General features: G+C 72.7%; 20 protein-coding genes. 11 read left to right on the forward strand and 9 right to left on the reverse strand.

The features are described from left to right. Positions 1–10: 10 nt before the first annotated feature. Entirely contained in the window at positions 11–463 is a 453-nt protein-coding gene (locus tag ACIA5G_RS49060) for an enediyne antibiotic chromoprotein (protein ID WP_395936569.1), read from the reverse strand. A 206-nt stretch (positions 464–669) separates the two neighbouring features. On the opposite strand from ACIA5G_RS49060, the gene ACIA5G_RS49065 reads away from it, so the two are divergent. From ACIA5G_RS49065 to ACIA5G_RS49075, 3 genes are read left to right on the forward strand one after another with little or no spacing between them, the layout of a single operon-like run. Then, positions 670–2,133: a condensation domain-containing protein gene (locus tag ACIA5G_RS49065; protein ID WP_395936571.1), complete on the forward strand. Its 1,464-nt coding sequence runs from the start codon at positions 670–672 to the stop codon at positions 2,131–2,133. 49 nt (positions 2,134–2,182) lie between these two features. Continuing rightward, positions 2,183–2,914 carry a thioesterase II family protein gene (locus ACIA5G_RS49070; RefSeq protein WP_395936573.1) on the forward strand — a complete coding sequence of 244 codons (732 nt, stop codon included), beginning with the start codon at positions 2,183–2,185 and terminating at the stop codon, positions 2,912–2,914. Then, positions 2,899–4,587: an amino acid adenylation domain-containing protein gene (locus ACIA5G_RS49075; protein WP_395936575.1), complete on the forward strand. Its 1,689-nt coding sequence runs from the start codon at positions 2,899–2,901 to the stop codon at positions 4,585–4,587. Before ACIA5G_RS49070 ends, ACIA5G_RS49075 begins: the two co-directional genes overlap by 16 nt. Here ACIA5G_RS49075 and ACIA5G_RS49080 read toward each other — a convergent pair. Both ACIA5G_RS49080 and ACIA5G_RS49085 read right to left on the reverse strand, forming a co-directional pair. After that, positions 4,553–4,732 carry an acyl-CoA carboxylase subunit epsilon gene (locus ACIA5G_RS49080; protein ID WP_395936577.1) on the reverse strand — a complete coding sequence of 60 codons (180 nt, stop codon included), beginning with the start codon at positions 4,730–4,732 and terminating at the stop codon, positions 4,553–4,555. The genes ACIA5G_RS49075 and ACIA5G_RS49080 overlap by 35 nt on opposite strands. Continuing rightward, a complete protein-coding gene (locus ACIA5G_RS49085) occupies positions 4,729–6,318 on the reverse strand; it encodes an acyl-CoA carboxylase subunit beta (protein ID WP_395936579.1) in 1,590 nt (529 codons plus the stop codon). Before ACIA5G_RS49085 ends, ACIA5G_RS49080 begins: the two co-directional genes overlap by 4 nt. Before the next feature lie 126 nt (positions 6,319–6,444). On the opposite strand from ACIA5G_RS49085, the gene rfbA reads away from it, so the two are divergent. Both rfbA and ACIA5G_RS49095 read left to right on the forward strand, forming a co-directional pair. Beyond that, positions 6,445–7,326, forward strand: a complete 882-nt coding sequence (gene rfbA, locus ACIA5G_RS49090; protein WP_395936581.1) for a glucose-1-phosphate thymidylyltransferase RfbA — start codon at positions 6,445–6,447, stop codon at positions 7,324–7,326. Between the two features lie 237 nt (positions 7,327–7,563). Next, positions 7,564–8,214 (forward strand): M15 family metallopeptidase, encoded by a 651-nt coding sequence (locus ACIA5G_RS49095; RefSeq protein WP_395936583.1) that lies wholly within the window; start codon positions 7,564–7,566, stop codon positions 8,212–8,214. Positions 8,215–8,264: 50 nt separating this feature from the next. Here ACIA5G_RS49095 and ACIA5G_RS49100 read toward each other — a convergent pair whose 3' ends face one another. Then, entirely contained in the window at positions 8,265–9,827 is a 1,563-nt protein-coding gene (locus ACIA5G_RS49100) for a long-chain-fatty-acid--CoA ligase (protein WP_395936585.1), read from the reverse strand. Between the two features lie 128 nt (positions 9,828–9,955). On the opposite strand from ACIA5G_RS49100, the gene ACIA5G_RS49105 reads away from it, so the two are divergent. The 3 genes from ACIA5G_RS49105 to ACIA5G_RS49115 all read left to right on the forward strand — a co-directional run bounded on the left by ACIA5G_RS49105 (position 9,956) and on the right by ACIA5G_RS49115 (position 13,058). Beyond that, positions 9,956–10,756 carry an alpha/beta fold hydrolase gene (locus ACIA5G_RS49105; RefSeq protein ID WP_395936587.1) on the forward strand — a complete coding sequence of 267 codons (801 nt, stop codon included), beginning with the start codon at positions 9,956–9,958 and terminating at the stop codon, positions 10,754–10,756. Positions 10,757–10,968: 212 nt separating this feature from the next. Next, complete coding sequence (locus ACIA5G_RS49110) at positions 10,969–12,294, forward strand: GH25 family lysozyme (protein ID WP_395936589.1); 1,326 nt, start codon at positions 10,969–10,971, stop codon at positions 12,292–12,294. 35 nt (positions 12,295–12,329) lie between these two features. Next, the gene (locus tag ACIA5G_RS49115) at positions 12,330–13,058 is read left to right on the forward strand and encodes a D-Ala-D-Ala carboxypeptidase family metallohydrolase (protein ID WP_395936591.1); all 729 of its coding nucleotides are present in this window, start codon (positions 12,330–12,332) and stop codon (positions 13,056–13,058) included. Between the two features lie 136 nt (positions 13,059–13,194). Here the strand turns inward: ACIA5G_RS49115 and ACIA5G_RS49120 are convergent, their stop codons facing one another. Together ACIA5G_RS49120 and ACIA5G_RS49125 are read right to left on the reverse strand one after the other, a co-directional pair. After that, positions 13,195–14,178, reverse strand: a complete 984-nt coding sequence (locus ACIA5G_RS49120) for a helix-turn-helix domain-containing protein (protein ID WP_395936593.1) — start codon at positions 14,176–14,178, stop codon at positions 13,195–13,197. 190 nt (positions 14,179–14,368) lie between these two features. After that, positions 14,369–14,809: a hypothetical protein gene (locus ACIA5G_RS49125; RefSeq protein ID WP_395936595.1), complete on the reverse strand. Its 441-nt coding sequence runs from the start codon at positions 14,807–14,809 to the stop codon at positions 14,369–14,371. Positions 14,810–14,899: 90 nt separating this feature from the next. Between ACIA5G_RS49125 and ACIA5G_RS49130 the strand changes: the two genes are divergently transcribed. Beyond that, on the forward strand, positions 14,900–15,670 hold the full coding sequence (locus ACIA5G_RS49130) for a maleylpyruvate isomerase family mycothiol-dependent enzyme (RefSeq protein ID WP_395936597.1): 771 nt from the start codon (positions 14,900–14,902) through the stop codon (positions 15,668–15,670). Positions 15,671–15,727: 57 nt separating this feature from the next. Here the strand turns inward: ACIA5G_RS49130 and ACIA5G_RS49135 are convergent, their stop codons facing one another. Continuing rightward, positions 15,728–18,373 (reverse strand): ATP-binding protein, encoded by a 2,646-nt coding sequence (locus ACIA5G_RS49135; protein ID WP_395936599.1) that lies wholly within the window; start codon positions 18,371–18,373, stop codon positions 15,728–15,730. A 104-nt stretch (positions 18,374–18,477) separates the two neighbouring features. Between ACIA5G_RS49135 and ACIA5G_RS49140 the strand changes: the two genes are divergently transcribed. After that, positions 18,478–19,026 carry a dihydrofolate reductase family protein gene (locus tag ACIA5G_RS49140; protein WP_395936601.1) on the forward strand — a complete coding sequence of 183 codons (549 nt, stop codon included), beginning with the start codon at positions 18,478–18,480 and terminating at the stop codon, positions 19,024–19,026. Next, positions 19,026–19,526, forward strand: coding sequence for a GNAT family N-acetyltransferase (locus ACIA5G_RS49145; protein WP_395936603.1), 501 nt, complete (start codon positions 19,026–19,028; stop codon positions 19,524–19,526). Before ACIA5G_RS49140 ends, ACIA5G_RS49145 begins: the two co-directional genes overlap by 1 nt. A gap of 13 nt (positions 19,527–19,539) precedes the next feature. Here ACIA5G_RS49145 and ACIA5G_RS49150 read toward each other — a convergent pair whose 3' ends face one another. Together ACIA5G_RS49150 and ACIA5G_RS49155 are read right to left on the reverse strand one after the other, a co-directional pair. Continuing rightward, positions 19,540–21,198 carry a methyltransferase gene (locus tag ACIA5G_RS49150; RefSeq protein WP_395936605.1) on the reverse strand — a complete coding sequence of 553 codons (1,659 nt, stop codon included), beginning with the start codon at positions 21,196–21,198 and terminating at the stop codon, positions 19,540–19,542. Between the two features lie 15 nt (positions 21,199–21,213). After that, on the reverse strand, positions 21,214–22,374 hold the full coding sequence (locus ACIA5G_RS49155; protein ID WP_395936607.1) for a 4-hydroxybenzoate 3-monooxygenase: 1,161 nt from the start codon (positions 22,372–22,374) through the stop codon (positions 21,214–21,216). Positions 22,375–22,581 lie beyond the last annotated feature (207 nt).

Below are 22,581 nucleotides of genomic sequence, written 5' to 3' on the forward strand. Positions count from 1 at the left end.
CACGGGAGGGTCAGCCGAACGTGATCGAGACGCCGGCGCCTTCGCTGCCGGTGTTGGTGGTGTCGGCGGACGCGAGCACGCAGTGCGCGGTCGCGCAGTCCACCGTCGCGCCGGCCTGGCCGGTGCTGAGGTCGACCGCCTGGAACGTCTTGTGCACGGTCAGCTGCACGGCGAGCGTGCCGTCGGCCGCGGCGACCGTCCCGGCCAGCGATGCCTTGTCACAGGCCTGGCCCGCCGGCTGGGCGGCGTCACACTCCAGCACGACGATCGTCGAGCCGGCGGCGTAGCCGGTGCCGGACACGTCCACGGTCTGCCCGTCGGACAGGCCGCTGCTCGGGTTCGCGGTCAGGGCCGGCGCGGCGGGCGCGGCCGACGCCGCGGCGGCTCCCGAGCAGGCGAGGGCCAGGCCGAAGCCGGTGGCCACCACCGCTCGGGTGCCGATCGTGAAAGGGCGGGCGAACATGAGGTGATCTCCTCCGGGCGTCTCGGCGATTCGGACAAGGGTGATTCTGTCCGGACCGGCGCGGATCCGGCGAGGTGCTAACGATCGACTTCCCGCGTCCTTCGACCGGACGACACCGGTCGACCCACCCGCGGTCGACCAGGACTCGAACGTTCCCGCTTAACGTGCTCGCGACGTACACCGCCACTGGTTGACAGGGGAGATCCGTGGGGAAGGACAACACGAAGCGGTCCACACTCGCGTCCGTGCTCGAAGTGGCGTCGGTGTTGCTCGGCGAGCCGGTCGCCCCCGGGGACAACCTGTTCGATCTCGGCGCGACCTCGCTCATCGCGATCAAGCTGGCCAACCAGCTGTCGGTGCGCCACGACGCCGACGTCCCGCCGGGCCAGGTGCTGCGCGCGCAGACGCCGGTGGCGATCGCGGCGGTCGTCGACGCCCTGCCCGCGCGGGAGCCCGCCGGGACCGCCGAAGGCCGGTGGGACTACGGGCTGCCCCTGAGCCAGCTCATGGCCTACCGGGTCGCGTCGGACGACCCGCGCGACGACGCCCACCTGCTGCGCCGGCTGTACTGGCTGGAGGGCGAGCTCGACACCGGTGCGCTGGCCGGCGCCCTCGACGTCGTCACGTCCTGGCACGACGCGCTGCGCACGCGCATCCTGCCCGGCCCGCGGCCGGTGGTGGATCCGCCCGGCTCGGTGGGCCCGGTGTGCACCGTCGGGACCGGCACGGCCGCGGACGCCCGCCGGTTCCTGCGCCGCGATTTCGACCTGGCGACCGAGATCCCGATCCGGGCCTGGCTCACCGGCCTCGGCGACCGCCGCTTCCTGCTCGCGATCTCGGTGCACCACATCGCCTACGACGGCTGGTCGGAGCAGATCCTGCTGCGGGACCTCGCCACCGCCTACACCGCGCTGGCCGCCGGTGAGCAGCCCGCCGGGCGACCGCCGACCTCGTATTACCGCGCCATCGCCGTCCAGGAACACCGTCAGGCCGGCGAGCTTCGCCAGGCTCGGCACTATTGGCGGGAGCAGCTGGCCGGCGCCACGGCGTTGCCGTTCGGCGGTCCCCGGGACGACGTCGGTCCGGTGGCGACCGTCTCGGCGCCCCTGCCCGGCCGGCGAAGCGCCACCGCCGCGGAACTGCTGGCCGCGTACGCCGGCGCCCTGCACGACGTCACCGGCGCTCGTGACGTCCTGGTCAACGTGCCGGTGGCCGGGCGCTCGGTGCCCGAGGTCGAGAACGTCATCGGCTGTTTCCCGTGGGCGGCGGCGGTGCGGTTCCCGGACGCCGCCGCGCCGGCCGGCGAACTGGTCGAGACCGCGGCGGAGCGGCTGCGGGCCGCCCTCGCGTCCCCGCCGATGCCGATCAGCGCCTTCTACCGGCCGCCGGCCTGCGCACCGCGTTCTCCGTTGCTGCAGGCCACGTTCGAGTTCCACGTTTATGCGGTGGCGACCCTCGGCCTCCCCGGCGTGCGGTGCACGGGCCGGGAACGGCTGAGCACGGCGGAGACGTGGCACGACGTCGCGCTGGAGATCTGGCCGGAGCCCGAGGCCCACGCCCAGCTGCGGTACCGCACCGACGTGCTGAGCGCGGGCGAAGCGCGGCGGCTCGCCAAGGCGTGGGAAAGTCGGCTGCAGCTGCGCGACCTCGGCGTCGCGGCCGCGCACTGAGCCGCCGTTCCCGTCCCGTTCCGGAACCGACCGCGACAGGAGACTCTTCATGCCCGGTGCGAGCATCGCTTGCTGGACGCGGCCGGCCCAGGCGCGGGCCCGCCTGGTCTGCCTGCCGTGGGCGGGCGGCGGGGCCGGGCCGTTCCGCGAGTGGCGGAACCTGGTGCCGCCGGAAACCGAGCTGCTGGCCGTGCGCCTGCCCGGCCGCGAAAGCCGGCTCGACGATCCGCCGCCCGCCGACCTGGCCGCCGCGGTCTCCGGTCTCGCGGACGACCTGCAGGCGCTGCCGAGCCTGCCGACCGTCCTGTTCGGACACTGCTCGGGCGGCCTGCTCGCCTTCGAGCTGGTCCGGGAGCTGCGGCGCCGCGGCGTCGAGCTGCCCGGACGGCTGGTGGTCGCGTCCTGCGAGGCCCCGGGACGGCTGACCGAACCCCGGCCGATCGGCGACCCGCGCACCGAGCTGGCCGGCAACGGCGTCACCGATCCGCTGATCCTGGGTGACCCGGACCTGCTCGCGCTGCTCGCCCCGCCGGTGCTCGCCGACCTCGGGCTCAGCCGGTCCTACGTGTACGGGACCGAGCCGCCGCTGCCCGTGCCGATCACCGTCGTGGCCACCGAGCAGGACCTGGCGGCCACGCCTTCGTGGTGGACGGACTGGCAGCGCGAGACGACCCGGCCGCTCAGGCTGGCCGGCGTCCGCGCGCGGCAGCTCTTCCCGAACGGCGCCTGGTCCGAGCTGGCGCGCCTGGTGTCCGAGGAGCTGCCGTGCCCGCAACGGTGATCGAACAGATCGCGGACCGCGCCGATGCGGCCCCGGAAGCGCTCGCGCTGGACTGCCGGGGCACCCGGGTGAGCTACGGCGAGCTCATGGCCCGGGTCGACGCTCTCGCCGCGACGCTCGCGGTGTGCCCGGGTCAGCGCGTTGCGGTCTGCGCGCCCCGCGGCATCGAAGCACTGACCGGGATCCTGGCCGTGCTGCGGGCGCGCGGCGCCTTCGTCCCGATCGACGTCACCCTGCCCGAGGCCCGGATCGCGCACCAGCTCGAAGACTCCGGCGCGGTCGCCGTGCTGGCGACGCCCGGCCACGCGCCGGCGACCGGGGTTCCGGTGCTGCCCCTCGACGCCGCGGGTTCCGGACCGGTGTGTTCCTTCCCGGAGCCACGCGATCTGGCGTACGTCATGTACACCTCGGGCTCGACCGGGAAGCCCAAGGGTGTCGAGGTCGAGCACACCGGGCTCACCAACTACGTCGGCTGGGCCGCGCGCACGCTTCCCCGCGCGGGCGCCGGGAGCATCCTGCATTCGCCGCTGTCGTTCGACTTCTCCTTCACCAGCCTGTTCGTCCCGCTCGTTCGCGGGGAATCGATCACCCTGCTGCCCGAAGGCGCCGGGTTCGACGAGCTGTTGTCCGCGATGGAGCGTCCGCACGGCTTCGTCCGGCTCACCCCGACGCACCTCCGCCTGCTGCTGCCCGCCGCGAAAGGGCGGCGGTTGCGCAGTGCCGCCTACGTCATCGGTGGTGAAGCCCTCCCGCCCGATCTCCTGCGGTCCTGGGCCGAGGTTGCGCCGGACTCTCTGCTGTACAACCACTACGGGCCGACCGAGGGCGTGGTCGGCCGCTGCGTGTTCGCGATCACCGCCGCCCGGGCGCGGCGCTGGCCGGACACGCCGGTGCCGATCGGCAGGCCGATCGACGGGACCGAGATCCGGCTGCTCGACGAGGCCGGGGCTCCGGTCGCGGACGGCGCCACCGGCGAGATCTGGCTCGGCGGCACCGGAATCGCCCGCGGTTACCTGGGCCGGCCCGACCTGACCGCCGAGCGGTTCACCGGCGGGGGATACCGTACTGGTGACGCCGGACGCCTGCTGCCTTCGGGTGATCTCGTGTTCGCCGGCCGGCTCGACGACCAGGTCAAGATCCGCGGGTACCGGGTCGAGCCCGCCGAGATCGAGATCGCCCTGGCCGGGCACCCCGCGGTGGCACAAGCCGTCGTTACGGCCGAGCCCGACCCGGCCGGCGACCTCCGCCTCGTGGCGACCGTCGTCCCGGCCGGACCGCCGCCTTCAGTGGCCGAGCTCCGCGAACACCTCTCCCGCACGCTGCCCTCGTACTTCGTGCCCGCCGTGATCCGCACGGCCACCGCGCTGCCCGCCGGCCGCAACGGCAAGCTCGACCGCCGGGCACTCGCCGCGCCCGCGTTCGAGGGGACGCACGGCGAGCGGCTCGCCGGGATCTGGCGATTCCTGCTGGAGCTGGACGAAGTCACCGAGGAGGACAACTTCTTCGACCTCGGCGGCACGTCCTTGCTTGCGGTCCGGGTCGCGGAACTGGCGGCCGAGACGGGGATTCCGCTCACACCCACCGCGGTGATCCGGCAGCAGACCCTCGGCGCGCTGACGGCGTACTGCGAGGGGTTGATCAGCGCGGCTGGGACCACGATCCCGGCGCGGTGAAGCTGTCCCGAACCCAGGACGGCGCGCCCTTGACCGTCGGCGTCCCCTGTGGACGCGAAGCCACGACCATGAGCGCGGCGACAAGCGCGGCCACCTCGTCGTCGTCCGGGGCGCCGCGCACGACGACCACCTCCCGCGCGGTCACGACGGCGGGTTCCCGTGCTTGCGGGAGGGCAGGTGCGCCTGCTTGGCCCGCAGCATTTCCAGTGCGTCGATGAGGATCCGCCGGGTTGCGGCCGGGTCGACGACGTCGTCCACCAGGCCTCGTTCCGCCGCGTGGTACGGGTGCATCAGCTCCTGCACGTACTCCTTGATCCGCTGCTCGCGGGCGACCTCGGGGTCGGGCGCTTCGGCGATTTCGCGGCGGAATACGACGTTGGCGGCGCCCTCGGCGCCCATCACCGCGATCTCGTTGGACGGCCAGGCGAAGGACAGGTCCGCGCCGATCGAGCGCGAGTCCATCACGATGTAGGCGCCGCCGTAGGCCTTGCGCAGGATGAGCTGGATTCGCGGCACGGTCGCGTTGCAGTAGGCGTAGAGCAGCTTCGCGCCGTGCCGGATGATCCCGCCGTGCTCCTGCTCCCGGCCCGGCAGGAAGCCCGGCACGTCGACGAGGGTGACGAGCGGGATGCTGAACGCGTCACAGGTCTGCACGAAGCGGGCGGCCTTTTCCGAGGCGTGGATGTCCAGTGCGCCGGCGAACGCCGCGGGCTGGTTCGCCACGATCCCGACCACGTGCCCGTCGAGCCGCGCGAGGCCGCAGAGGATGTTGGGGGCCCAGGACGCGTGCGTTTCGAACAGGTCGCCGTCGTCGACGATCTCCTCGAGCACCGCGCGCATGTCGTAGGCCCGGTTCGGGTCGCCGGGCACGAGGTCCAGCAACGCCGGACAGTCCCGGTCCCGGTGGTCGGCCGGAGTCACGGCCGGGGGCAGCTCGCGGTTGTTGGCCGGCAGCATCGACAGCAGGTGGCGGACCTCGGCGAGGCAGTCTTCTTCGGTGTCGTAGACGAAGCCGGCAACGCCGGAAACGCCCGCGTGCGCGTCGGCCCCGCCCAGCTGTTCGTGCGAGACCTCTTCGCCGGTCACCGAGCGGACCACGTCCGGGCCGGTGACGTACATCTGCGCGATGCCCCGCACCATGAAGACAAAATCGGTCAGCGCGGGGGAGTAGGTCGCCCCGCCCGCGCACGGCCCTAGCATGACGCTGATCTGCGGGATGACGCCGGACGCCCGGACGTTGCGGCGGAAGATCCCGCCGTACCCGGCCAGCGCGGTCGTGCCCTCCTGGATCCGCGCGCCCGCGCCGTCCGAAAGCGAAACGAGCGGCGCGCCCGCGGATTCGGCCAGGTCCATCACCTTGTGGATCTTCTCGGCGTGCGCCTCGCCGAGCGAGCCGCCGAAGATGCGGAAGTCGTGGGCGTAGGCGAAAACCGTGCGCCCGTGGACCGTTCCCCAGCCCGTCACGACCCCATCGGAGGGCGGCTTGCGGTCCTCGAGCCCGAACCCGGTGGCACGGTGGCGCCGGAAACCTTCGACCTCCCGAAAGGAACCGGCGTCGAACAGCAGCTCGAGCCGTTCGCGGACGGTCAGTTTTCCCTTCGCGTGCTGCTGTTCGGTGGCGCCCGGCGAAGGGCCCGCGAGCAGGTCGTTCCGCGCCGCCGTCAGCTCCGCGACCCGTTGCCGCAGGTCCTGCCGGAGCCCGGCGGGGGACGGCTCGTAGCTCGTAACCATGCCAGCGAGTGGACCACCCCCCGCTCAAGAATGCGTCGACTCCGCTCGGACGGGGTTTGAGTCATCTTCCACGAGCCGCTGCGACAGTGTGCGCGCCGTGGATCCTCGCACCAGGTTGGAGAGAGCGTGAAAGGCATCATCCTCGCCGGCGGGACCGGCTCGAGACTGCACCCGATCACCCAGGCGACGTCGAAACAACTGCTTCCCGTGTACGACAAGCCGATGATCTACTACCCGCTTTCGGTGCTGATGCTCGCGGGCATCACCGAAATCCTGCTGATTTCGACGCCCGAGGACCTCCCCAGCTTCCGGCGGCTGCTCGGCGCCGGGGAGCAGTTCGGGCTGAGCATCGAATACGCGCTCCAGTACCAGCCGAACGGCCTCGCCGAGGCGTTCGTCATCGGCCGCCGGTTCGTCGGCGACTCCCGGGTCGCGCTGGTCCTGGGGGACAACCTGTTCTACGGGCCGGGCTTCTCCGACGTGCTCAAGCAGGCGAAGTCCGATTTGGACGGATGCGTCGTGTTCGGCTACCGGGTCAAGGACGCGCACCGCTACGGCGTGGCCGAGGTCGACGCGACGGGAAACCTGCTTTCGCTGGAGGAGAAGCCGGCCCGGCCCCGCTCGGACAAGGCGGTCACCGGCCTGTACTTCTACGACAACGACGTGCTCGACATCGCCGCCGCCCTGAAGCCGTCCGCCCGTGGCGAGCTGGAGATCACCGACGTCAACCGCCGGTACCTGCGGCAGAAGCGTGCGCGGATGGTCGATCTCGGCCGCGGATTCGCCTGGCTGGACACGGGTACCCACGACTCGCTGCTGGAGGCCAGCCAGTTCGTGCGCATGCTCGAGAACCGCACGGGGGTCCGCATCGCCTGTCTCGAGGAGATCGCCCTGCGCATGGGCTACATCGACGCCGCCCACTGCTACGCGCTGGGGGAGAAGCTCGCCAAGTCGAGCTACGGCGAATACGTGATGAGCGTGGCCGAATCGATGACCGTGGCTCCTTGACCGGACACCTTCGGTGGGCATTGCCCAATGGCAACTCTCTGAACCGGCGCAGTGACGCGGGGTCGCGGTCCAGGGCACCGCGTGCTCTGTTCACTGCGGACGCGGACTCGCCGGCGCGCCCGAGGTTGCCCCGCTGTGGCGAATCCGACTCCGGCTCAGCCGGGCGGCCGGGCGGCGCGTGTCGTCGGCGTGAATCTGAAAACGAGAGTTCTGACGATCATCACGTGCCTGGCGTCCGTGGCCCTGGTCGGTGCCACGCCGGCGCCGGCCGCCACCAGCACCAGCACCCAGACCGTGGAGGTCGCCGCGCCGGCCGGCAGCCGCCTCCCGCCCTACGTCGCCTTCATCAGGCCGGTCACCGCGGAGCGGCTCGCGTCGAGCTGGCACGAAGGCTGCCCCATCGGTGTTGACCAGCTGCGGCTGATGAGCCTGACCTTCGTCGGCTTCGACGGTGCGGCGCACCGGGGCGAACTGGTCGTCAACGCCGATCGCGCCGTCGAGATCGCCTACGCCTTCGCCGACCTGTACACCGCCCGGTTCCCCATCGAGCGGATGGAGACCGTGGAGAAGTACAACTCCGACGACGACGCGTCCATGGCGGCGAACAACACCTCGGCGTTCAACTGCCGGGCGATCACCGGCGGCACCGCGTGGTCCAACCACTCCTACGGGCGCGCCATCGACATCAACACCGTGCAGAACCCCTACATCTCCGGCAGTGGCACGGTTTACCCGCCCAACGGAGCGCCGTACGTCGACCGCACGCAGACCGCGCCCGGCATGATCCACGCGGGCGACCGCACCGAGCAGGCGTTCACCACCCGCGGCTGGACCTGGGGCGGCTCGTGGGACACCCCGATCGACTACCAGCACTTCGAGAAGCCCTGACCTGAGACGGGAAAGCCCAGGATCGTCGGCGTCGGCGATCCTGGGCACGCTCATCCGTCCAGGGCGGTGTAGACGATGCCCGGCCCGGCGCGCTCCCAGAGCACGTCGGGGACGTTCAGGCCCTCGGCGGAAAGCCGCCGCTTGACCACCTTGAACGTCGAGGTCCGCGGCAGCTCCCGGACCGTGCGCACGTACTTGGGCACCTGCTTGGGCCCGAGATCGGGCTGGGCGGCGAGGAAACGGCCGAAATCGGCGGGATCCAGGGCGGTGCCGTCGGTGACGACGGCGGCCATCACCTGGTCACCGGTCACCGGGTCGGGGACGGCGTAGACAGCGGTGTCGGTGATCACGGGGTGCCGTAACAGGATGCGCTCGATCGGTGCCGTGCCGAGGTTTTCCCCGTCGACGCGGAGCCAGTCGCCGAGCCGCCCGGCGAAGTAGCAGAACCCGTCGGCGTCGGCGTAGGCGAGGTCTCCGGTGTGGAACTTGCCGTCACGTAGCCGTTCTGCGTCGGCCCCGGGGTCGCGGTAGTACCCGGCGAACCAGCCGGCGCCGGTGGTGTTGACCAGTTCGCCGACCGCTTCTTCGGCGTTGACCAGGTGGCCGTCGCGATCGAACTCGGCCGGTGGGCACGGCCGGCCGGTGTGCGGGTGCAGGATGGCGACGTCGCCGGCCGGCCGGCCGAGTGAGCCGGGCGGGGTGCCGTCGGTGCGGGCGAACCCGACGCCACCTTCGGTGGAGCCGAACGCGTCGATGACCTTGCAGCCGAAGCGTTTCTCGAACGCGGTCAGGTCGGCGCTCGCGCCTTCGTTCCCGTAGACGAGGCGCAGGGGGTTGTCCGCGTCGTCCGGGCGTGGGGGAGTGGCGACCACGTAGGACAGTGGCTTGCCGACGTAGTTGGCGTAGGTCGCGCCGAACTTCCGCACGTCGGGCAGGAAGCCGGAGGCGGAGAACCGGCGGCGCAGGGCGATGCCCGCGCCCGCCGCGAGCCCGACCGCCCAGCCGGCCATGATCGCGTTGGAGTGGAACATCGGCATCGTGACGTAGACCGTGTCCGACGAGGACAGCCGGAAGCGCTCGGCGAGCATCGCGCCGGGAAACGCGATCTTGCCGTGCGTGCAGCGCACCGCCTTCGGGTCGCCGCTGGTGCCGGAGGTGAAGATCAGCATGAGCAGGTCGTCCGCCGCCGCGGGGACGGGATCGAGCGGCGTGTTCGCCGACGGCCACGATTCCAGCTCCCGCACGCCGATATCGCCGAGGTCCAGTCCCTTCAGGAGAGGCTGGTACTTCCGCTCGGAGAGCACGAACTGGCAGTCGGCGAGCCGGATGTCCCGCGCGAGGGCTTCGCCGCGCCGGGTGGGGTTGAGCCCGACCAGCACCGCGCCGGCGAACGCGCAGGCGCCCAGGAGGACGGAGAACGCCGGCACGTTGTCGGCCAGGATGCCGACGTGCGGCGGTCTGTCCCACTGCAATGTCTCGCGGAGGTCGGCCGCGCGGTGTGCCGAAGCCCGGACGTGCTCGGCCCACGAGCACGTCTCGTCCTCGAAGAGAAGGCCGGGACGCTCGTCCCCGGCGCGGGCCAGCAGCAGCTCGGTCACCGTCGGGACGCTCATCCGCACCTCCCGGCACCGGTGGGCAAAAGTGGAACAGGTTCTATTTCTAGCACGGTGCCCGCCGCGGGTCCACCGCGTGTCAGCGCGACGTCAGGGGCGTGTCAGGCCGGCCCCCGACAGTGGCTGCCATGACGAAGAACAGCACAACCTGGACCGGCATGGTGGAGATCGACGACACGGCCCTCGCGGTCACCGACACCGGCGGTGCCGGTGTCCCGGTGGTCTACCTCAACGGCCAGTTCGCCACCCAGGGTTACTGGCGGCGGGTGGTCGCCGAGCTCGGCGACGGCTTCCGGCACATCACCTACGACGAGCGGGCCCGCGGCCGGTCGAAGCGGTCGGCGGACTATTCCTTCGAGGTCGCCGTCCGCGACGTCGACGCGGTGCTCGCGGCGCGGGGTGTGGACCGGGCGCTGCTGGTCGGCTGGTCCTACGGCGCGCTGGTCGGCGCGCACTGGGCCGCCCGGAACCCGGAGCGCACGATCGGTGCGGTCCTGGTCGACGGCGCGTTCCCGTACGACTGGCTGGACGAGGCCATGGAGCAGCGGATCCGGAAGCTGTTCAAGCGGATGAGCTGGTTCCTCCCGCTGCTGCGCCCCACCGGCCTGGCCCCGCGGATGACGGCCGAGCAGCAGGCGGAGAGCAACATCGAGGTCGGCGTGCTGTCCCGTGAGCGCGAGCTGGGGCCGGTGCTGGACGGCATCACCGTCCCGACCCGGTTCGTGGTGGCTTCGGGGACTTCGTTGGGCAGCCGCGGTGATGAGCAGGAGCGGATCCGCGCCGGCCTGGACGCCGCGGTCGGCCGCAACCCGCACATCGAGGTGAGCGCGAAGGTTTCGAGCAACCACGGCGCGATCTTGCGCAAGGACTTCGGCGCGGTGGCCGGGGCTGTCCGTGAGGTCGCCGCGGTCGCCAAGGCGAGTCACTGAGGCCACCGGGGAGCGGTGGATGCCCTCTCCGCAAGACCGGACATTCGGGGGAAAACCGCCGAGCCGCCGGGCCTGGGACGGCGGCCCGGCGTCCCAGCGGTGTCCCACGGCGGTGATGTTCCCGCTGGTCCGGCCGGGTGGGACTGTCCCGCCGTCCCGAGTCGGGCGGTGACCGGCGACCGGCGGGGCCGACCCCTGCCAGCCTCCTCGCCATGCAAAGACTCGCTCTGGCCGTCGCGGTGCTGCTGGTGTTCCCCGCCGCGACCGCCGCCACCGCCACCGCCGCGGCGGACGCCGTCGCGGTCTGCGGGCACACCAGTGCCCAGCCCACCCTGAAACAAGGGGCGACCGGCACCGAGGTCGCCGAGGCCCAGTGTGAACTGAACCTGGCGACCAAGGCGAGCCGGTACACGCCCATCGGCGCGGACGGCTCCTTCGGCCCGGCGACCGACGCCCGGGTGCGCGTGTTCCAGCGGTGCGCCGCGCTGAGCGTGGACGGCCAGATCGGGCCGAACACCTGGGCCGCGCTGAACTCGTGGGCCGCGCGGCCGAAGAAGTGCGCCACCCAGGGCACGTCCGACACCGCGCAGAGCGTGATGTGCGGCCATTCTACGGCCCGCCCGACCCTGCAGAGCGGGTCCACCGGCACGGAGGTCAAGGAGCTCCAGTGCCGGCTGAACCTCGCCATGGAGCCGGGGCACTACCCGCCGCTGACCATCGACGGCAACTTCGGGGACGGCACCCGCAACCGGGTGATCCAGTTCCAGCACTGCGTCAACGCCAGTGCCGACGGCGTTGCCGGGCCCACCACCTGGGCCAAGGTCGCCGACTGGTCCAGCCGCAACACCTACTGCACACCGCCGAAGCCCGCCGGGCGCCCGATCGACGGCGTCGACACGGCGAAGTACCAGCACCCCGGCGGCGCGCCGATCAACTGGGGCGCGGTCAAGGCGTCCGGGGTCGAGTTCGCGACGGTCAAGGCGACCCGCGGCCTGAACACCACCGACGAATACCTGGCCACGGACCTGCCGGCGGCCCGCAACGCCGGCCTGGCCGTCGGGCCGTACCACTTCTACACGGGCACGACGGCCGGCACCGGCGGCGCGCAGGCGGACCGGTTCATCACCGCGGTGCGGGCCACCGGGTACACCGGCAAGCGCGCCGGTGACCTGCCGCCCGTGTTCGACCTGGAGTGGAAGGACGACGGCTCCGGCGGCTGCCCGCCGTACGTCACCGTCGCCGACGCCAAGGCCTGGCTGGACAAGGTGGCCGCGGCGTTCGGCCGGACCCCGATCATCTACACCCAGAAGTCCTTCCTGGACGCGTGCCTGGGCGGCACCACGGCGCTGTCCGCCTATCCGATGCAGCTCGCCGACTACCGCCAGTCCGTCACGCAGCCGGCGCTGCCCACCGGGTCGAAGACCTGGCTGATGTGGCAGTACACCGACGCGGCCATCCCCGACGGCATCCCCGCGCCGGCGACCGGGGACGTCTTCAACGGCACCCAGGCCGACCTCGACCAGCTCGCCAACCGCTGAATCCCCGCTAGGAAAGGACGAGAATGAGACACCCCATGAGTCGGCGCACTGTGCTCCGCGGCGCGGCGGTGATCGGCACGGCGGCGGTGGTCAGCCCGCTGCTGCTGCCGGGCACCGCCCAGGCGTACCCGTGGTCCCGCATCCTGGTCCAGGGCAACACGGGCGCCGACGTCACCGAGCTCCAGATCCGGGTCGCGGGCTGGGCGGCCGACTCGCCCAGCCACAGCCGGGTCTCGATCGACGGCGAGTTCGGCCCCGGCACGGCGGCCGCGGTCCGCCGGTTCCAGGCGGCCTACGGCCTGGGCGCGGACGGCCAGGTCGGGTCGGCCACCCAGGCCGCGCTCAACGCGCTGGAGCAGAGCGACGGGTCGACCGCGCACTTCAACTTCAGCGAGTTCACCGACCGGGTGAGCGGCACCTTCAACGGCGGCAAGGTCAGCGCGGCCACCGCCAAGGAGAACGCCCGCCGCTGCATGTACAAGCTGGAGGCGGTGCGCAAGAAGCTCGGGAACAAGCCGATCACGGTGAACTCCGGGTTCCGCAGCATCGCGCACAACTCGGAGATCGGCGGCGCGAGCGACAGCATGCACATGTACGGCACCGCGGCCGACCTGGACGTGCCGGGCGTGGCCAACAAGACCGTCTACCAGAAGGCCGAGACCAGCGGGTTCTCCGGCCTGGAGACCTACAACACCGACCACCAGCACGTGGACAGCCGGGCCGACCTCGGCCGCGCGTGGTGGTGGGAGAACGGGACCGTCTGACCCTCGGCCGGGAGCCCGGCGCCGGAAAACCTGGGGGTTTCCGGCGCCGGACCCCGGGACCGTGCCGGCGAAGCCCGCACCCTCGGCCCTCTCGCGGGGCCCCTCGCCGAGGGCGCGGGCTTCGCGCTGTCCGCGCTCAGTGCGACAGCGGGTTCTGCAGGGCCGCCGAGCAGGACGGCCAGTCGTGGAAGTCGTGGTGCGCGCTCCACAGGCGGTGCGCCGCGTCGATGTTCCACACCGGGTCGAACGCCTGCCGCGGCGTGCCGCCCAGGTCCAGCAGGCGCGCGTCGGAGATCTGGAAGATCCCCCAGTTGCGGCTGCCGTTCGTGTTCGGCAGCACCCACAGCGGATCGAGGAACGAGGCGCACCGGGCGATCGCGACCGCGGTGTCCGGCGCTTCGGTGAACACGGCCCGGATCCGCTGCTCCACCATGGCCCCCGACCAGCCCGCCAGACTGGTCCGGTGGTCGTACAGCGCGGTCTTGGTCGCCTCGTCGACCACACCCCGGGCGGGCAGGCCCGCCAGCACCTGGAACGCGGTGACCCGGCGCAGTGTCTCCGGGCCGAACGAGCCGTCGACCGAGAGCCGCCCCTGGGCCGAGACCAGCAGGTTCTGCACTTCGGTGACGCACTCGTCGTGCTGGCCCATGCTCACCGGCGGCCGGCAGGCCGGGGAGAACAGCATCCGGTCGGCGTACCGGCCGGCGGCCGGCCCGGACCCGTCGGCGGTGACCCAGACCAGGCCACCCGCCAGCACGACCACGATCGCGATGGCCGCCGCCGCGTACCAGCGCTTGCGCGGTGACCGCGAGGTGTCCTCACCGGCCGGCTCCGGCGAGCTCTCGGTGTGCTCCGGCGGCGCCTCGTCGACCCGGCCGGCGTCGGCCAGGGCCCACAGCTGGTGCAGCTCGCGCAGTTCGTCCGCGGACGCGCCGCAGACCTTGGCGAACGAGTGGACCACGCGGTAGTCGGCGGGCACGCTCTTGCCCGAGCAGTACCGGTGCAGGCTGGAACCGCTGGCCCCGGCCTGCCGGCCGAGCCGTTCGTAGCCCTGTCCGCTGCGGTCCTTCAACATGCGCAGGTAGGCGGCGAACTTGTCCGCGTGCACTGTCACGCTCACTGTTACACCTCGCTCGGGCAGCGAATGAACCGACGGAAGCTAACACCGTCTCGCCGGGTACCGGGCGGAAACTCACGGATTGGGCCACACGGCGGCTCACCGCCGGGCCGGCTGGCGGCAACCCGCCGTCACCCCAACGGTTCTCGTCGCTCGCCGTGATCCCGGCGGCGACCGCGGGTGCTGCTCCCGGTCAGCGGCGGCCGGTGGCCAGGATGACGAGGAACTGGCCGCCGCCCGCTTCGACGGTGGCCGTCACCGGCAACCCCGGCACCAGCCGGGAAAACCGGTCCACCAGCCAGTCCGCCGCCTCTTGGGCGTCCTGCTCGGTCGGGCTGCGGGCCACCATCTCGCGGCCGCCCTTGCGCTCCAGCCGGCCGGCCACGGTGATCAGCGGCGCGGGTTCGGCCACGTGCAGGTGGTCCGGCCAGGCGATGACCACCTTGACCGCGCCCTTGCGGGTGTTGCACCCGCGGTGCGCGAGCCGCTCGGCGACCTTGGCCTTCCGGTCGGCGGTCCGGCTGTCGACGCTGGGCCCGCGCGAGTCGTTCACCGACATGTCCGGGTCGACGGGTTCGTCGCACACCCAGCACCGCCAGCCGTCGCGTTCGGCCACGTCGTCGAGGAGACTCATCCGAGCAAACTAGCCTGCCCGGCCGCGGTCCTGCGCAGCGCACCCGGGCGAGCACGGAACACACACGTCCACTCCGGAGTTGAGCGTGGCATGAGCTCACTCCTGGACCGCACGATCACCGCTCTCCGCGCGGAGCACGACACGCTTTCCGGCCTCGTCCGCACCCTCACCGACGACCAGCTGGCCACCACCAGTGGCGCCGCGGAATGGACCGTCGCCCAGGCCCTTTCCCACCTCGGCAGCGGTGCGGAGATCGGCCTCGCGCCGATCGCCCGGGCCGCCGGCGAGACCGTGGCGGCCGAAGACAACCAGACGATCTGGGCCCGCTGGGACGCGTCCGCGCCGCGCGCGCAGGCCGAGGGCTTCCTGGAGCACAACGGCCGCTGGCTCGAAAAGATCGAGGCGCTCACCCCCGAGCAGCTCTCGTCGACCGTCGACCTGGGCTTCCTGCCGGAGCCGGTCCCGCTGCTGACCGCGCTGGGCATGCGGCTCAACGAGGTGGCCAACCACTCGTGGGACGTGCGGGTGGCCTTCGACCCGGCCGCCGGGGTGGCCGCCGGCTCGGCCGAGGTGCTGGTCGACCTCATGGGCGGGCCGGTGGGCTTCATGCTGGGCTTCCTCGCGAAGCCGGCGGAGCTCGCGAACCCGGTGTCGGTCGCGGTCCCGGGCGGCGGCCTGGTGATCGACGACGCCGTCACCCTGGTGGAGGGCCTCGAATCGCCGTCCGCGACGTTCAACGGGCCGGCGGAAGCGTTCGTCCGGCTGATCAACGGCCGGCTCAAGGCACCGTACGACAAGGGCGTCACCGTCGAGGGCGCCATCACGCTCGACGACCTGCGCCGGGTGTTCCCCGGCTTCTGACGGGAATCGGCGGGCCCGGGAACACCAACCCGGGCCCGCGACCGTCGAACGCGCGGCTCAGCCTGCCGCCTCCGCCGTGCACTCCCGTTCGAACCGTGCGCCGATGCGGTCCCAGATCTCCGAAGACCGGCGGAAAGCGGCGCCGTCGCCGGTGAACCGGCCTCGCGCCCGGGCGACACAAGCGGCCGCCCAGTCGTTCTCCTCGGCGGTGCGGCCGGCCTGCTCCAGCCGTTTCTCCGCGTCCGGCAGGTCGGCGAGCACCGCCAGTTCCGCGCCCGCCGCGTTCGCGTACGCCCGGTACCACGGTTGCGGGAACTCTTGGAACGCGTTGCGCACCAAGCGGTCCGCGTCGGTCAGATGTCCGTTGTGGACGGCCAGCCGGGCCTCCACGAAGGCCGTGGTGGCCGCGAGACGCCCGGAGCGCGGCTCGGGGTGGCCGGCGAACTCCAGCGTGCGGGCCCGCCAGAGCCCGTGGTCGCCGCGCAGGCCGGTCGCCAGCTCCAGCACCTGCACCGACGGCGCGAGCCACGCCAGGAGCGGGGCCCCCGCGGCGCGCCACTCGGCGAACGCCCGCTCGCCGAGTTCGACGGCCTCGTCGAACCGGCCGGACAGCGTGAGCGGCGCCAGGAACTTGAGGAGCGACACGAACGGGTAGTCGCGGTTGACCGGGTCCTGTTCGGACGCGCGGTCGGCGATGGCCAGCGCCCCCGGCAGGTCACCCACCGCCAGCGCGCACACCGACACCGAGTGGAACAGGTCGAACATCTCGATGCCGTCGGCCGGCCGGTGCCGGGAGAGCGTGGGCAGCAGGTCCAGCCGTTCGCGGGCGATGCGGTAGGCCTCGCGCAGCCGGCCCTGGCGTGCGGCGGCCGAGTTGGCGCTGTCCAGGGCACCCTGCAGCAGCGTCGGATCACCCGCGTCGTGCGCCGCCTCGAGGGCGGCGGCCGGGGCCGCGCCGGCCTGCCAGGCCCGGGCGGTGGCGAGCACCGCCGCGTGCTCATGGTCCTCGACCGGCGCTTCTTCGGCCCGTGCCAGCAGGTCCGCGCGGCGGGCGGTCGGCACCGGGTGGCGGAAGTCCCCGACGAAGCGGGTCGCGAGGGTCACGGCCAGCGCCAGCATCACGGCGCGGTCCCGCTCGTCACCCGCCCGGTCGGCGCCGGTGAGCAGCAGGTCGAACGCGTCGTCGCCGTCGGCCAGCGACTGTGCGGCTTCCGAGGCGCTGCGCAGGTCCCGGACGGCGTCGGCGGGGGCGGTGGCCCGCTCGGCCGCGGCGCGGTAGTGCGCGCGTGACTCGACGAACGAACCCCGGGCGAACGTGAGGTGGGCCAGCGCCCGGCCCAGCCGGTGCGCCACCGGTTCGGGCTCCTGGCCGGTCCGGGCGAACGCGGCCCGCAGGTCGTCGACCACCTCGTCGTAGCGTGCCGCGTGGTCGTCCTCGTCGAGCCCGGCTTCCAGCTCGACGGCGACCCGGCTCGCCCACTCCAGGTGCGCGCGCAGCACCTCGTCGTGGTCGCCGTCGCCGGCGAGGTGCTCGAGCGCGAACGCCCGGACCGTCTCCAGCAGCCGGTACTGCGAGCTGTCGGTGCCGCGCCGCACCACCAGGCTCTTCTCCACCAGCCGGCCGAGCAGGTGCGCGACCGTGCTCGGCCGCTCGCCGGGCGAGACGGCTGCCGCGGCGTCGAGGTCGAAGCCCGCGGCGAACACCGCGAGCCGCCGGAACAACGCGCGTTCCGCGGGCTCGAGCAGGTCGTAGCTCCAGCCGAGCACGTCGCTCAGCGAGTGGTGCCGGGCCGCACCGCCGCGGCCACCGGCCACCGCGCGCAGCCGGTCGTCGAGGGCGGTGAGCAGCCCGTCGACGCCGATGGCGGCGGCTCGTGCCGCGGCCAGCTCGATGGCCAGCGGCAGTCCGTCGAGCCGGGCGCACGCCTCGGTGACCTGCGCGGGAGCGGCGGCGAACGTGCGGTCGACCGCGCGGGCGCGGTCGAGGAACAGGGCCTCGGCGGCCGAGCCGAGCGGCAACGGCGGCACGGCGTGTGCTGCTTCGCCCATGATGCCGAGCCGCTCCCGGCTGGTCGTGAGGATCCGCACCCGGCCGCCGGCTCGCAACAGGGCCTCGGCGAGCTCGCCGACGTCGTCGAGCACGTGTTCGCAGTTGTCCAGCACCAGCAACACCGCCCGGCCGCGCACCCGGTCGGCGACGCTGTCGAGCAGCGGCCGCGGCGGGCGTTCGGTGACGCCGAGCGCGTGGGCCGCGGCGGCCACCACCTGCCCGGGCGGCACCGGCACGAGGTCGACGTACACCACGCCGGCCGGGAACCGCGGGGCCACCGCGGCGGCCGCGGTGACGGCGAGCCGGGTCTTGCCCACCCCGCCCGGCCCGGTGAGGGTGACGAGCCGGCTCGCGTCCAACGCCGTCCGCACGGCTTCGAGCTCCTCGTCGCGGCCGACAAAACTGGTCCGGGCTTCCGGCAGCACCGCCTCGCCGGCCCGCGCTCCCAGCTCGGCCACCTCGGCGGCGAGCGCGGCCAGCTCACGACGGTCGCTCGCGCCGCACTTGCGCAGCAGCGCCGACACGTGGCTCTCCACCGTGCGGGCCGAGATGTGCAGCCGGGCGGCGATCTGCGCGTTCGTCAGGTGCTCGCCGACCGCCGCGAGCACCTCGGCCTCCCGGGCCGAGACGTCCTCCCACGGCAGCGTGCTCATCCCGCCCATGATTCCGTACCCGATCCGTGCTGACCACGGATGACCGCACGTGTCGCCTGGCGCAGGCTCTTCCCATCGACAAGCGGACCACCAGGAGATACCCCATGCGACGCATCATCAACTCGACGTACATCTCGCTCGACGGCGTGATCGAGACCCCGCACCACTGGCCCTCGAGCGGCCCCGACGGCGGCCAGGGTGAGGCCGTGCAGACCGAACTGCTGCTCTCGTGCGATGCGCTCATCATGGGCCGGCGAACCTACGACGGCTTCGCGCCGGTGTGGCCGACCCGGTCGGGCGACCCGGCGAGCGACCACATCAACGCCATGGCCAAGTACGTGGTCTCCTCGACCCTCACCGATCCCGAGTGGACCAACACGACGGTCGTCAACGGCGACCCGGTGGCCGCGATCGAGAAGCTGAAGAGCGAGCCGGGGGAGGACATCGTCCAGTACGGCTTCGGGCAGCTCACGCACGCCCTGCTGGAGCACGGCCTGGTCGACGAGATCCGCCTGTGGTTCCACCCGCTGCTCGTCCGCCAGGGCGGCCCGCAGGACCTGCTGTTCCGCGAAGGCGCCCTGACCCGGCTCGACCTGGACACGGTGACGAAGCTCGACTCGGGCATCGTGATCCTGGGCTACCGGGTCCGCTGATGGAGTACCGCAAGTTCGTCAGGAGACTGACCCCGCCCGAGGGCTTCACGGCCCCGGCGGAGCTGACCCACGGCGACGTGACCGCCCGCGCGATCACCCGCGCCGACCTGGCCGACGACGTCGCGGGCATCAACGCGAGCCTCGCCCTCATCCGGCAGACCCGGGGCGGCAGCTGGCCCGCCGAGGCGGTCACCGAGGACCACAACTACGTCGACCTGGTGTGGCACGAGTGCGAGTTCCGCGACGGCGGCTCGTACACCTACGTCCTGCGCGACCCGGCGGGCGGTTACCTGGGATGCGCCTACCTGTACCCGATGGGCAGCCGCACGAAGCTCACGGAGGAGCTGCTGGACCACGACGTGGACGTCAGCTGGTGGGTCACCCCGGGCGCGTACGACCGGGGGTACTACGCGAAGGCCTACGCGGCGCTGAAGCATTGGCTGGCGGACGACTTCCCGTTCCACCAGCCGTACTTCTCCAACCGGCGGCTCCCCGGCTGACCCGGGCGGGTGCTCACCGGGGCTTCCGCACCGCCCGAAGGACGTACGCGTCCAACGCCAGCGGGCGGACGTCGGACAGCTCGAAGCCCGCGCCGGCCAGCAACTCGCGGTAATGGGACTCGGTGCGTTCGCGGCCACCGACGTTGCACAGCATGTGGATGTCCCACGGCACGGCCAGCGACGCGCTCCCGCTCTCCTCGGGGAGCAGGCGCTCGACGATCAGGAGCTCGGCGGTGTCGGGCATCCCCGACGCGCAGGTGGTGAGGATGGTGTGGCACCGCTCGTCGTCCCAGTCGTGCAGGACACGGGACAGCAGGTAGACGTCACCGTGGCCGGGGACGGCCTCGGTGAAGTCGCCGGCCACGAGCGTGCAGCGCGCCGCGTGCTTCGCCAGCGACGGCCCGGCGACGGCCAGGGCTTCCGGGCGGTCCATGAGCACACCCGTGATCGCCGGGTGGGCGTCGAGGACACGGGACAGCAGCGCGCCGTTTCCGCCGGCCACGTCGACGACGACCCGGGCGGCCGAGAAGTCGGCGACGCGGGTGAGCTCGGTGAACATCGTGTTGCTCGCCGCCATCGACCGGTGGAACAGGTCCGCCAGCTCGGGATGCGCGGCCAGGTGGGCGAAGTGGTGCGCGCCGAAGACCTTGGCGAACGACTCCTCGCCGGTGCGGACGGCCTCGGTGAGGCCGGCGAAGGACTGGTAGAACGGGCCGCCGTACATCAGGGCGAGTGCCGCCATCGTGTCCTCGACGTCCGAGCGCAGCAGGGCGCCGACTTCGGTGAGCACGTGTCCGGTGGCCGTCGCGCGGACCACGCCGAGGGTGGCCAGGTACCGCAGGAGCCGGCCCAGGCTCTCGCGGTCGGTGCCGGTCGCCGCGGCCAGCGCACCGAGGTCGGCGGTGGTGGCCAGGTGGTCCGGCAGGCGCAGCTCGACGGCCGTCGAGACGGCCTGGGTGGCCCAGGCGCCGGTGAGCAGGCCGAGCAGTTCCGTGCCCGGTTCGGATTCGCGCTGGTGCGTGGCGAGAATGCGGGGGAACTCACCGGCGTGAAGGAGTTCCAGCCGCCGGTAGGCCGGCGCGGGGTGGTGCGCGTCGCGGAAGTAGAGCACGGTGGCGTCTTCGTGGCCGTTGTATCCGCCGCCGTCCGGGCGCAGCTGCCCGGCGATCGCCGCGCGCAGTCCACTGAGGACGATCGGGTCGGCCCGGGGCACCGCGAGCGCGAAGTGGTCTTCGTGGCCGTGGCGGCGTTCGCCGGCGGCGATGTGCGCCAGCTCCGGCGGGGTGACCAGGACGAAGATCTCCAGCGCGCACGGCCGGCCGGCGCGGTCGGTCACCGGGGCGCGCAGGATGCCGACGGTGAGGTCCTCGGCGGGCACGCCGTGGCGGCGGGCGATCCGCTCCCGGACGACGACACTGTGGCTCATCAGCCCGGTTTCGAGTCCGTGGCGGGCCAGTTCTTCGCCGAGGCCGTCCAGCGTGCCGGGGAAGACGAGCAAGCCGACGTGCGAGAACGGCGCGTGCGCGGCCAGCGCCGCGCGATCGGCGGCAGGCAGCGCCGGCAGGGCCGCCGCGAGCACCGAGGTGGTGTCGCTGGTGCGGACGAGATCCCTCGCCGTGATGAGGCGGTCGAGGTCTTCGGGTGCGAGCGCGGGGGCGAGCGTCGCGGTCATGGGCACTCCTGTTGCTCAGATGCCGACGTAGTTTTCGGCGAAGAAGTCTTGGTGCGCGCGGGATTCACGCAGGTTGTCGAGCCGGGCGCGGCGCAGGGCGGACCCGAAGGGCCCGGCGCCGGCCGGGTCGTGGAGGAGGCCGATCATCCAATGGGAGAACTCCTGCGCCCGCCAGATGCGCGGCAGGCAGGTGCGGGAGTACGCGGCGAGGGCGTGCTCGTCGTCCCGCAGGAGCGCGTCGGTGAGCGCGGCGGCCAGCACCTCGGCCGCCATGATCGCCAGGTTGGCGCCCTTGGCGGCGGACGGGCTGATCAGGCTGGCGGCGTCCCCGACGAGGAACAACCTGCCGTGCCGCAACGGATCGACGACGTCGGACCGCAGGCGCACGATCCGGCGCTCGGTGACCGGCCCCGGACGCAGCTCGCCGAACTGCCCGGTGCGCATCCGGACGGCCAGTTCGGCCCAGATCCGCTCGTCGGTCCAGGCCGCGGCGTTGTCGCCGGGCGGGACCTGGAGGTAGTAGCGCGTCACCGAAGGGCTGCGCGCCATGTGCCCGGCGAACCCGCGCTCGTGCAGGGCGTAGGTGACCGCCGGCATGCTCTGGGGCGCCTCGGCCAGCACGGCCAGCCAGGAGATGCCGTGGTCACGGGCGCAGCGGGCGGGCGCCGGGACGGCCTGGCGGGTGACGCCGTTGCTGCCGTCGCAGCCCGCGAGGAACCGGGCGCTCACCTCGCCGGCGTGCCCCTGGTCGTCGCGGAAGCGGACGGTCGCGGTCTTGGTGTCGACGTCCGTCACGGTCACGCCGAAGCGCAGTTCTCCGCCGCGTTCGAGGTATTCGTCGATGAGGTCGGTGACGAGCCGGTGCTGCGGGTAGACGGTGTGCTGCTCACCGCGGCCGAGCCGGTCGTACCGCAGCTCGAACTCGCCGCCGTCGTCGCGGAAGGCGCACGTGCCGTGGGTGCTGCCGTCGCGCAGCATCCCGGCGCCGAGGCCGTGCTCGGTCAGCACCCGCGCGCTGTTCGCGCCGAGGAACCCCGCGCGCGCCCGGGCCTGCACCTGGTCCCGGCCGCCGCGTTCGAGGACGAGCGTGGTGATCCCGGCGGCGCGCAGCAGGTTGCCCAGCACCAGCCCGGCCGGTCCCGCGCCGACGATGAGCACCGATGGTCGATCGGCCATGAGTTCCGGGCCCGTTCCCTTCCCGAAGAAGGGCGGCCCACCGCGGGCCGCCCGGGGGCAGACCTAACCAGGCCCGCGTCCGCACGGCCCGCGTGTCGGCGTCGTGGCGCGATTGATCACCCATACGGGATCGGGCCGCGCCCCACGCCGGGCGGGTTCCGGGAGCAGGCCGCGCTCGGGCTGCTCGTGATGTTCACCGTCCTCACG

The organism is Amycolatopsis sp. NPDC051758 (assembly GCF_044453095.1).
Lineage (GTDB): Bacteria > Actinomycetota > Actinomycetes > Mycobacteriales > Pseudonocardiaceae > Amycolatopsis.